Source organism: Streptomyces sp. NPDC038707, from assembly GCF_040636485.1.
Lineage (GTDB): Bacteria > Actinomycetota > Actinomycetes > Streptomycetales > Streptomycetaceae > Streptomyces.
Genome location: NZ_JBEZUP010000041.1, coordinates 1 through 11,762, shown reverse-complemented (window position 1 = coordinate 11,762; position 11,762 = coordinate 1). Strand labels below are relative to the sequence as shown.

Below are 11,762 nucleotides of genomic sequence, written 5' to 3'. Positions count from 1 at the left end.
TCTCTGGGATTGCGTAAGCGTTCGGTGCGTCCGGTGGTTCGAAGAAGAAGCGTCATTCAGGAGTCCTTTCGCTCCGTGGCGTGGCGGGCAATGGCCACGGTCACGTCGCCCCGTCGGCTGTCGTCCGTGCCAATCTGCTGCTCCGTACCGTTGTTGCGCAGCCCTGCGGCGCCCGTGCAACAAATGCCACGGGTCGGAGCGAGGGGGCCCCGATCGGCTGAAACACGCTCGCACGGGATGCGATCGTGGTAGTAACGGTGCCACTGTTGAACCGCTGTGCCGGCGACGGTCATGGGGGATGAGATGGGGCGTCGTGAGGGACCACTGGATCCGGCGGCCGGGCCGGTCCAGCGTCTCGCGTTCGACTTACGGGCCTTGCGCCAACAGGCCGGGGGCCTGACCTACCGGACCATGGCGCAGCGCACGGGTTATTCGACCGCCACCTTGTCGAGGGCGGCCTCGGGTGGCCAACTTCCGTCACTCGAGGTGGTCCTGGCCTTCGTGCGAGCGTGCGGTGGGGACCCCGAGGAGTGGGAGCCGCGCTGGCGGGCCGTCGCCCGTGAGACGGCCGCCGAGCCGGACACCGATGACACGGACGCCCCGTACCGCGGACTGGCCCGCTTCGAACCCCGCGACCGGCACCTGTTCTTCGGGCGCGACCACTTCGTGGCCCGGCTCACCGAGCGGGTGTGGGGCCGCCGCATGGTAGCGGTGGTCGGGGCGTCGGGCAGCGGCAAATCGTCCCTGCTGCGAGCAGGGCTCCTGCCGTCCCTCCAGGCGGAGCAGCCGTCGGGGCACCGGCTGGCGGCCCTGCGGATCCTCACCCCGGGGCCGCGCCCCGCATCCACCCACTCCCATGCTCTGACGGCACGTGAAGGACCCGGGGACACGGTGGTCGTCGTCGACCAGTTCGAGGAACTCTTCACGCTCTGCTCGGACCCGGCCGAGCGGGCCTCCTTCCTCGATCTGCTGGTGGGCGCGGTCGGGCCGGAGAGCAGACTGCGGGTGGTGATCGCGGTACGGGCGGACTTTCTCGGCCGCTGCGCCGACCACCGCCCGCTCGCCGCCGTCCTCACCGACGCCACCCTTCTCCTGGGCCCTATGGGGCCGGCCGAACTGCGCGACGCGATCGTCAAACCCGCGACGGCCGCAGGCCTGATCGTCGAACGCGCGCTGACGGCGAGGATCGTCGAGGACGTCGCCGAGGAACCCGGCGGACTGCCACTGATGTCCCACGCCCTGCTGGAGACCTGGCGCCGTCGCAGGGGCCGGACGCTCACCCTGGCCGCCTACGACGCCGCGGGAGGGGTACACGGAGCCCTCACCCGCACCGCCGAGGAGCTGTACGCCGGCCTGCCGCCGGACCAGGCCGAAACCGCCCGGCGCATCCTGCTGCGGCTGATCACGCCCGGCGAAGGAGCGCAGGACACCAGCCGTCCGGCCGAACACGCCGAACTGCGGGCACTGAGCGCCACCGGCCGGCACACCGGAACGGGCGCCGTCCTGGAACAACTGGTCCGCGCAAGGCTGGTCACACTGGACGGCGACACGGTGCACCTGGCCCACGAAGCGCTGATCACCGCATGGCCGCGGTTGCAGTCCTGGATCGATGACGCCCGCGAAAGGCTGCGGATCCACCGCCAGCTCACCGAGGCCGCCCGCGCCTGGGAGACGCTCGACCAGGACACCGGGGCGCTGTACCGGGGCACGCGGCTCGCCACGGCCGAGGAAGCCCTCGCCGGGCACCGCACGGACCTCACCCCGGTCGAAGCCGCGTTCCTCGATGCCAGCATCGCCGCCCGGGAGTTGGAACGCCGGACGGCCGCGCGCACTGCCCGGCGCATCCGGACCCTGCTGGCGGCGGTGTCCGCGCTTCTTCTGGTCGCGTCGACGGCCGCCGGCATCGCCTTCCAGCAGCGCTCGCTCGCCCGGGCCGGCCGCGACCGCGCGGTGGCGGCGGAGGTGCTGGCCGGAGCAGGCCAACTGACCGCGACCGACCCGTCGTTGGCGGCACGCATGTACGTCGCGGCGCACCGCTTGAGGCCGGGCCGCGTGGCCGCGGCGGGCCTGCTGGACACACAGAACATCGCGCTGTCCTCCGTACTGAACGGCCATTCCCAGGCGGTGTACGCGGTGGCGTTCTCCCCGGACGGGCGGATCCTGGCGACAGGCGCCGGTGACCACACCATCCGGCTGTGGAACCTGGCCGACCCCACCCGTCCCGTCCCGCTGGGCAGACCGCTGCCCGGGCACGCCGACTGGGTGTACTGGCTGCAGTTCTCCCCGGACGGTCACACCTTGGCCAGCGCGAGCCGGGACCGTACGGCACGGTTGTGGGACGTCCGCGACCCGCGGAACCCGAAAGCGCTCGGCAGGCCGCTGACCGGCCACGACGACTTCGTCTTCTCCGTGTCCTTCAGCCGTGACGGGCGCACCCTGGCCACCGCCGGCCACGACGGCACCGTACGGTTGTGGGACGTCGCCGACCCGGCACACGCGGCAATGCTGGGCCGGCCGCTCGTCGGGGCCGGCGATGCCGTCTCCTCGGCTGCTTTCAGCCCGGACGGCCGGACGGTGGCGGCCCCCAGTCACGACCACACGATCCGTTTGTGGAACGTCACCGATCCGGCTCGCCCGCAGCTGTGGCGCCGGCCACTGCGCAACCCGGACGTCGTCTACGCAGTCGCTTTCCGGCAGGACAGCAAGATCATGGCCAGCGTGGGCAATGACTACAAGGTGCGCCTCTGGGACGTCGCCGACCCGGCACACGCCGAACCACTGGGCCAGCCGCTGACCGGACACACCGACACGCTGCTCGCGGTGGCCTTCTCGCCGGACGGGCGGACCCTCGCCACGGCCGGCGCGGACCATGCGATCCGGCTGTGGGACGTCTCCGACCCGCGGCACCCAGGCCTCCTCGGACAGCCGTTGATCGGTCACACCGGATTCGTCGACTGGCTGACGTTCAGCCCCGACGGGCAGTCGCTGGCCAGTGTGAGCGACGACCACACCGTCCGGCTGTGGCACCTGCCCCGCGCCGTCCTGGCCGGTCACCTCGGCAACGTCACCAGCATCGAGTTCAGCCCCGACGGCCGCACCCTGGTGAGCGCGAGTGCCGGACGGGTACGACTGTGGGACGTCCGCGATCCGGTGCGGGGCAGACAACTGAGCGAACTGCCGGGTCAGACCACCGCCGTCCGGGTGGCTTTCCAGCCGCGAGGCCGATTACTGGCGAGTGCCGACGAGGACGGTGACGTGTGGCTGTGGGACGTCTCCGCACCGGACAGGCCTCGACCAGCGGGCAGGATCCGTTCCGGTGGGGACGACCGGAGCGACCGCGTGCTGGCCTTCACTCCTGACGGCCGTGTACTGGTCACGGGCGGCCCCCGCTACACCCTCCGGCTGTGGGATGTCACCGATCCAGCGCGTCCCGCTTCCCTCGGCAGCCCGCTCACCGGCCACATCAGCCGCGTCCACTGGGCGGGGGTCAGTCCGGACGGACGCACCCTGGCCAGCACGAGCGAGGACGACAAGGTCCGCCTGTGGGACATTCGTGACCCGGCCCGTCCCGGGCCGCTGCCGGACATCCGCACCGGAGACACCGGCGGTACCCTGTGGGGCGCCTTCAGCCCCGACGGACGGCTGCTGGCCACCGCCGGCGTCGGTCACGACGTCCGCCTCTGGAAGGTCGGCGCCCCCGCCCACGCCGCGGCCGTCGGCAACGCACTGACCGGGCACACCGGGCGGGTGACCTGGGTGGGCTTCAGCGCGGACGGCCACACGCTGGCCTCCACCGGCGAGGACCGCAGCGTCCTGCTGTGGGACCTGACCGACACCGCGCGACCGGTTCCCTGGGGGAAGGCGCTCACCGCGGGGCACACCATGGCCATGGAGACGGCCGCGTACCGACCGGACGGGCGGCTGCTGGCGACAGCGGGGCCGGACGGATTGGTGGAGTTCACACCCTTCGGGATCGGTCAGGCCGTCCAGCGCATCTGCACCGGCACCGCCGGTCTGCTCACCCCGGCCCAATGGCGGGACTACGTTCGCGAACTCCCCTACAGCGATCCGTGCCGCGTCTGAAGCAGCGCCCAGTCACAGCCGACGGCGCGTCCTGCTGTGCGAGGCCGTCCCCGCGCCGGTGCCGGGCAAGCGGGGACGGCAGGTCCGCCTGAGCCAGGCGCACGACAGGGCAGGTCGCGTCCACCGGCGTTTGTTTCGCGCCAGGACAGGGTCCTGCGCAACAACCCTCCGGCCCGCAGCCTGGTGTTCGGCGGGCGCCGGACAGTGCCCCGGCCGGCGATGCCGGCCCTGCCCGGCCCGTCGCCCACCGTCTCGTACACCAGGAAGGAACGATTGTGACCGAGTCCGTGACCCCGCGGGAAGACGATTCCGCCACCCGCCAGCAGACGGAGCAACCCACGTTCGCGACCAAGCCGGTCGCCCCCGACCAGGAATTGTCGCCGGCCGAACTGGCCGTACTGGACGCAGTGACGCCGATGGACTCGAATGCGCCGTCGGTGAAGGTGATCCGCATCGCCAAGAGGGAGGTCGGCTACCGGGAAAGCGGAGGGAACCGCACCAAGTACGGCAGGTGGTACGGCGCCGACGGTCAGGAGTGGTGCGACACCTTCGTCAGCTGGGTTTTCCACGAAGCCGGCCAACTGGCGGCTGTCGGAGGCAAGCACAAGTACGTCCCCGACCACCTCAAGTGGTTCGAGAACCACCACCGGTTCCACCGGCGCGGGGCTGCCGGTGGCGGACCGCGTGAAGGGTGCGTGATCTTCTTCGACCTCAACGGACACGACGGCGAGGACCACATCGGCATCGTCACGTCCTACGACGACACCCACGTCTACACCGTCGAAGGAAACCGTTCCAACCGGGTCAAGCAGCTCAAGTACTCCCGTTCCAGCCACCTCATCTGGGGCTACGGCTACCCGGCCTGGGGCCACTGACATCCGCTGTCCGGTTCCACCGTGGCGAGCCCTGGCAGGAGACCGGCGCCGGCGCCCGGACGGACGGCGCCGGCGCCGGCACCCCTTGCAGGAACCCTGGCATCAGGAGACCGAGCTGACATGTTCACACTGGGAGAGGCAGGATGAGCGGCACGACACCGGAGCCGACAACGGACTCACCGCCGGGACCCTCGGGAGCGGTGGAGGAACCCGTCCTCAGTCCACGAGTCCCGCGCACGCGTACCTGGCGCCACCGATTGGTCCGCGCCCTGCCGTTCCTGATGGCCCTCGTCCTGGCGGGCGCGGGTCTTTGTCGGTTGCAGCACGCGGGGAAGCTGTTGCTGCCTTTCGAGAACGTCACGACGTTGCGGGGCCGCCTGGCATCCGTCGGTGACCTGTTCGAGGATCCGCAAGTCATCAGGATCCTGCGCAAGCACGGTCTCAGGGTGGAGATCACGACCGCGGGTTCGCGAGAGGTGGCGACCGGCAGCCTCGACGGCCTCGACTTCGTGTTTCCCTCGGGCCAGCCCGCCGCCGACCTGATCTACGTCAGGCGGCAGGAAGGAGGCCTCTACAGCAAGGATTTCCACCCCTTCGACAGCCCCGTGGTCCTCGCCACCTTCGCGCCCTACGCGAAGGCCCTGACCGCGAGGCACACGGCCGAGCCCGAGAAGGCGCCTGCCGGTGAGCCGAAGCTGTACTACACCGTCGACATGGCGAGCTTCCTGGCGCTGCGCAACACCAAGTGGGACGCCCTGGGCTTGCAGAAGTACGGCTTCCGCAACAACGGCAAGATCCTCGCCCAGACCTCGGACATCTGTGAGTCCAACTCGGCGGACAGCTATCTCAGCCTCGTCGCCTTCACCCTGAACAACGAAAGCGTGCCGTCGACAGAGAGGGTTTCCTCACTCGCGCCCGCCATGAAGCAGATCCTGGGCCAGGGATCCCCGAGTCACGACCTGTACTCCTCCTACATCAGTTCCAACGGCAGCCGCCAGTCTCCCGTCGCGGTTCTCTACGAACACCAGTTCCTTGCCTACCAGATGGCCTATCGGGCGGCGCACGGCCATGTGGACGACCAACGGGTGGTGCTCTATCCCAAGACACAACTGCTCTCGGAACCGCACTACATCGCCCTGAACCATCAGGCGGATCGTCTGGGCGAGCTCCTGGAGAGCGACCCGGAACTGCTCCGCCGTGAGACAGAACTCGGCTACCAGCTCCGCTCCTCCGAGGACGGCCACGAACTGAGGGACCATCTGCGGACCCAGGACATCCCCGCCCCCCAGGAGGACACGGTGGACAGGACGAAGGTCGCCCTGCCGGATCTCTCGGTGATGGAGACCATGATCACCAGGATCAAGGGGCACAGGTGTCCCTCCCACATCCACGGGCGGACCACATCACCGGAGGGGGACCGGTGACGGTGACCTCGATGCCCGCCTTCTCCGACGGCCTCTGGTGGGACATCAACGGGTACGAGATGGCCGTATGGCTGGCGACCGCTGTCTGCCTGCTGGGCATGCTGATCCTGCTGCTTCGCCGACTCCGGCACCGCGGTGATCCGTCACGGCATGTGGTGGGTGACACCATGTGCATCTACCTCGACGACCGCAGCATCATGGATGTCTACCAGCTCAACCGCTACGCGGAGGCCCTCCGTCAGGAAGTGGAACACCGCGTGAGCAGGTCCGGGGGCGCGGAATTCACCGTGCCGATGTTGTCCTCCCTCACCTCGAAGGCGGACGTGCGGCACAGCAGTGAAGTCGTCACCAAGTACATCGACACCCACGAACCCATCTCCGTGGTCCAGGTCCTGATCGATGGGCTCTCGCGCAGCAACGCCGTCGTCACGGCGGACCTGAGGCAGCGAACCGTGGACCGCGACGCGGCGCTGCGCCTCGCACTCACCGGCCGGTCCGACAGCAGAACGCTGCGCCTGAGCGACATCAGCGGTCGGTTCGTCCTGCTCAGCGGTTCCTTCACCCGTGACGCGACCGCGTCGTCCGGTGGACACGTTACCTTCACCGCGCCCTACGGGGACCACCCCTCGGCTGCCCGGGTACGCCTGCGCTGCCGCGAGGAGGGACTGCGTCTGGAACAGAGCGACAAGCGGCCCCGGGTGTGCCTGGGCGTGGTCATCGGCTGGGTCGCGGAGGACGCGGTGCTGGACGTGCAGCCACTGGCGGTGTTCAGCTGATCCGACACCATGGAGCCGTCCCGGCACGGGCACGTACCGGCCTTGCGTCCCTCCCGCGTGTCACCACCGCAGTCCGCCTGCTGTCACGCATCGACGGGACGTCTTCGACGACGCCGTGGGTACCTGGCTCGCCCGGTACTCCCGTGACGCGGCCGGGAACGCGGCACCCGCGCCGGCGGGACCGGCCGTCGACGGCACGGCCGTACGCGGCAGCCGGCCGTCCGCTCTCTGACCGCGGCACCTGCCCTGGTGCCAGGACACCACATCCCGGCTCGGCGAACTGACCTCTGGGCACTGGCGGCGGGTGGCAGCCCCGCACCACGCGCCGGACGCACTCCGACTACTCGGTCGCGAGACCTGAGAACACATCAGCCCCGGGCCCGGCCCCGGGGCGTGGAGAGGGCGTGCGCTGTCGGAACGCATCCGGTGCGCTGCCGGGAAACTCACGCGACTTCCCGCCGAATAGCGTGACGGCGCAGCAGCCGGGGGCCGCCGGAAACGGACCTGTGCACGGCTCGGAAACGCGGCCCCGTTCTCTCCGCAGGAGGTCTCCCACGTGTCCACGATGCCGGTCGGTGGGCTGGTCGCCCACGCCAGCGACAACGCCGCGGACCTGGTCGTCCGCAACGCGCGGATCCACACCGGGGATCCGGGCCGCCCGCTGGCCGAGGCGATCGCCCTCCGCGACGGTGTCGTCACGGTCGTCGGCGACGACAAGGACATCGCCGCCCGCGTCGGCCCGGACACGAAGGTGGTCGACGCGCTGGGCCGCCGGATCGTGCCCGGCCTCAACGACGCGCACCTGCATGTCGTCCGGGGCGGCCTGAACTACGTACTGGAGCTGCGCTGGGACGGCGTCCCCACCCTGCGCCAGGGCCTGGAGATGCTGCGCGAGCAGGCGGCACGGACCCCCAGGGGCCAGTGGGTACGGGTCGTGGGCGGATGGTCGGCCGAGCAGTTCGCCGAACGCCGGCTGCCGACCGTCGCCGAACTGAACGCCGCCGCGCCGGACACCCCGGTGTTCGTCCTGCACCTCTACCAGGCGGCGGTGCTCAACCGGGCGGCGGTCAAGGCCGCCGGATTCACCCGGGCCACCCCCGACCCCCGGGGCGGTCAGATCGTACGGGGCCGGGACGGCGAGCCCACCGGCCTGCTGCTGGCCGCGCCCAGCGCCCTCGTCCTGTACTCGACGCTGGCCAAGGCCCCGGTGCTGGAAGGCGAGGACCAGAGGACCTCGACCCGTCACTTCCTGCGGGAGCTGAACCGGTTCGGCCTCACCTCCGCGATCGACGCGGCCGGAGGCTTCCAGAACTTCCCCGACAACTACCGCACGGTCGTGGAACTGGCGAAGTCCGGTCAGCTGTCCCTGCGCATCGCCTATCACCTCTTCCCGCAGACCGCCGGACAGGAAATCGACGATCTCGCCCGCTGGACCGAAACGGTCCGCCCCGAGGACGGGGACGAATGGCTGCGCCTCAACGGCGCGGGCGAGAACCTGACGTGGGCGGCGGCGGACTTCGAGAACTTCGCCGAGCCGCGGCCCGAACTCGGCGACTACGAAGCGGAGTTCGAGAAGGCCGTACGCCTGCTCATGGAGAAGGGCTGGGGTTTCCGGCTGCACGCCACCTATGACGAGACCATCCGGCGGGACCTGGCGGTGTTCGAGAAGCTCGCCGCCGAAGGACTCTTCCCGGCCGGCAACCGGTGGCTGTTCGACCACGCCGAGACCGTCTCCGCGCACAGCCTCGACCGCATCGCCGCCCTCGGCGGCGCGATGTCCGTGCAGAACCGGCTGTCCTTCCAGGGGGAGGCGTTCACCCGCCGCTACGGCCCCGGTGCCGCCGCCGAGGCCCCGCCCCTGAGGGCCATGCTGGAGCGCGGCCTGACCGTCGGCGCCGGCACCGACGCGACCCGGGTCTCCACCTACAACCCGTGGATCGCCCTGCACTGGCTGGTCAGCGGCCGCACCGTGGGCGACCTGGCCATGCGGCCGCCGCACAACCGGGTCGACCGCCACACCGCGCTGGCCATGTTCACCCGGGCGGGTGCCGCGCTGACCGGGGAGGAGTCGGTCAAGGGCATCCTGCGCCCGGGCTTCCTCGGCGACCTGGCGGTCCTGTCCGAGGACTACTTCACGGTGCCCGAGCCGGACATCGCGCACATCGAGTCCCTGCTGACGGTCGTCGGCGGCAGGATCGTCTACGCGGCCGGCGAGTACGAGGGCCTCGACGAGGAACTGCCGCCGGTCAGCCCCGCCTGGAGCCCGGTGGCTCACTTCGGCGGCTACCAGGCCACCCCCCGGTCCGGCCCGGGCGCCCGCCAGGCCGAACTCCTCGGCGAGGCCGTCGCCGAGTCGGAACAGCACCGCCGGTGGCGGGCCCGGCGCGGCCTCGCCCCGCAGAGCACGGGCACGTTCTTCGATCCCTGCTTCTCCCTCTGACCCTCCCGGCCGGGCCGGGCCACCGCCCCCCCGTCCCGGGACACCACCCCGCACCGCGCGACCGCGCGGTCGCACCCACCGGCGGACACCCGTCCACGCTCCCTGAAAGGTTCCGACATGGCCGACATCTCCCAGGTCACCGCCGCCCCCAGCCCCGACCTGCTCACCCCGGACAACTGCGCGGTGCTCTTCATCGACCACCAGCCGCAGATGTTCTTCGGCACCGGCAGCGGCGACCGCACCGCGATCATCAACGCGGCCGTCGGCCTGGCGAAGGCCGCCAAGGTGTTCGACGTGCCGGTGGTGCTGAGCACCGTGGCCGCCGAGTCCTTCTCCGGCCCGATCCTGCCGCAGCTCGCGGACGTCTTTCCCGGCCAGGAGATCGTCGACCGCACCTCGATGAACGCCTGGGAGGACCCCGCGTTCGTCGAGGCGGTCAAGGCCACCGGCCGCGAGAAGCTGGTCCTCGCCGGTCTGTGGACCGAGGTCTGCGTCGTCCTGCCCGCGCTGTCCGCCCTCGCCCAGGGCTACGAGGTGTACGTGGTCACCGACGCGTCCGGCGGCGTCAGCCCGCAGGCCCACGAACACGCCGTGCAGCGGATGGTCCAGGGCGGCGCGGTCCCGGTCACCTGGGTGCAGGTCCTCCTGGAGCTCCAGCGCGACTGGGCGCGCGGCGAGACCTACCTGCCGGTCATGGACGTGGTGAAGGAGCACGCCGGCGCCTACGGACTCGGCGTGGTCTACGCGCAGGCCGTCATCGGCGCCCACGCCGCCGGCTGAGCGGTCGCGGCGGCGGACGGACCGGATCAGGAACAGGCGGGAAGAGATGAACGCGGGACTGCTGCTCCTCCGGCTGGTGGCGGGACTTCTCATCGCCGGCCACGGAGTGCAGAAGGTGAGCTTCCGGCTGGGAGGCCACGGCTTGGCGGGCGGAACCGAGGAGTTCCGGCAGGACGGGTTCCGCGGCGGCCGGCTGACGGCCGTCGTCGCGGGGGCCAGTCAGATCGGTGCCGGTCTGTTCCTGACCGCCGGACTGCTCACGCCCCTGGCCGCGATGGCCGCCATGGGCGTGATGACGGTCGCGGGCACCGTCAAACGGGACAAGGGCCTGTGGGTGCAGAACGACGGCTACGAATACCCGATGGTCCTCGTCGCCGTCTCCGCGGGACTGGCCCTCACCGGGCCCGGCGGGTGGTCGCTCGACCGGGCGCTGGGCCTCACGCCCTGGCCGCTGTGGGTGGTCCTCCCCGCGATCGTGGCCGGTCCGGTGAGCGGACTGCTCACCCGCCTGGTGCTGCACCGCCCGTCCGCTCCGGCGGAAAGGAAGGAAAGGAAACGGTATGCGCAGGCTGCTGACTGACGTGGGGCGTACGCTCGTACCGCCCCGGCAGGACCGGCACGGTCCGCTGCCTCCCCTGATGCTGGCGCTGACGGTGGTCACCGGGCTGGTCGACGCGGTGAGCTATCTGGCGCTCGGGCACGTCTTCGTGGCCAACATGACCGGGAACGTGGTGTTTCTCGGATTCGCCCTGGTGGGGGCCGCGAACCTGTCCGCGCTCGCCTCCGTCGTCGCGCTGGCCGCGTTCCTGGCCGGCGCGCTCGCCGGGGGCGGGCTCGCCACCCGGTTCGCGGCCCACCGCGGACGGCTGCTGAAGACGGCCACCGCCGTGCAGACGGTGCTGGCCGCCGTCACCGTGGCCGCCGCCGCGGTCACCGGCGGCCGGGTCACCACGGGGGTCCAGTACACCCTGATCGTGTTCCTCGGGCTCGGCATGGGCCTGCAGAACGCGGTCGCCCGGCGCCTCGGCGTACCGGACCTCACCACGACCGTACTGACCCTGACCCTGACCGGGCTGGCCGCGGACTCCACGCCGGCCGGCGGTGCCGCGCCGCGGCCCGGCCGCCGCGTCCTGTCGGTGCTGGCGATGTTCCTCGGCGCCTTCGCCGGAGCCCAGTCGGTGCTGCACGGCCACCTCGTGCTCACCCTGGCGCTGATCCTGGTGCTCCTCGCCCTGACCTCCGTCACCACCCACCGGCTGGCGGCCGGCGACCCCGCCTGGACCCGGCCGTCGCCCTGAGACCGGTGGTGCCGGCTGACCGGACCGGCCGGTGTCGACGGCCCAGCCCTGGGAGGAGGACAGGATCCGGGACACGGCCTTGTGCG

General features: G+C 71.1%; 8 protein-coding genes. All 8 read left to right on the top strand.

Annotation, left to right across the window (positions count from 1 at the left end; genetic code table 11):
• The first annotated feature begins 291 nt into the window (after positions 1-291).
• The 8 genes from AB0E62_RS34745 to AB0E62_RS34710 all read left to right on the top strand — a co-directional run bounded on the left by AB0E62_RS34745 (position 292) and on the right by AB0E62_RS34710 (position 11,676).
• Positions 292-4,083, top strand: a complete 3,792-nt coding sequence (locus AB0E62_RS34745) for a helix-turn-helix domain-containing protein (protein ID WP_362203241.1) — start codon at positions 292-294, stop codon at positions 4,081-4,083.
• 275 nt (positions 4,084-4,358) lie between these two features.
• The gene (locus tag AB0E62_RS34740; protein WP_362203238.1) at positions 4,359-4,958 is read left to right on the top strand and encodes a CHAP domain-containing protein; all 600 of its coding nucleotides are present in this window, start codon (positions 4,359-4,361) and stop codon (positions 4,956-4,958) included.
• Between the two features lie 200 nt (positions 4,959-5,158).
• Complete coding sequence (locus tag AB0E62_RS34735) at positions 5,159-6,382, top strand: hypothetical protein (protein WP_362203235.1); 1,224 nt, start codon at positions 5,159-5,161, stop codon at positions 6,380-6,382.
• Between the two features lie 11 nt (positions 6,383-6,393).
• Positions 6,394-7,158: a hypothetical protein gene (locus AB0E62_RS34730; protein WP_362203232.1), complete on the top strand. Its 765-nt coding sequence runs from the start codon at positions 6,394-6,396 to the stop codon at positions 7,156-7,158.
• A gap of 565 nt (positions 7,159-7,723) precedes the next feature.
• Positions 7,724-9,598, top strand: a complete 1,875-nt coding sequence (locus AB0E62_RS34725; protein ID WP_362203379.1) for an amidohydrolase — start codon at positions 7,724-7,726, stop codon at positions 9,596-9,598.
• Between the two features lie 117 nt (positions 9,599-9,715).
• Positions 9,716-10,378, top strand: coding sequence for a hydrolase (locus tag AB0E62_RS34720; protein WP_362203229.1), 663 nt, complete (start codon positions 9,716-9,718; stop codon positions 10,376-10,378).
• Positions 10,379-10,424: 46 nt separating this feature from the next.
• Entirely contained in the window at positions 10,425-10,958 is a 534-nt protein-coding gene (locus tag AB0E62_RS34715) for a DoxX family protein (protein ID WP_362203226.1), read from the top strand.
• Complete coding sequence (locus AB0E62_RS34710) at positions 10,939-11,676, top strand: YoaK family protein (protein WP_362203223.1); 738 nt, start codon at positions 10,939-10,941, stop codon at positions 11,674-11,676. Before AB0E62_RS34715 ends, AB0E62_RS34710 begins: the two co-directional genes overlap by 20 nt.
• Positions 11,677-11,762: the final 86 nt, after the last annotated feature.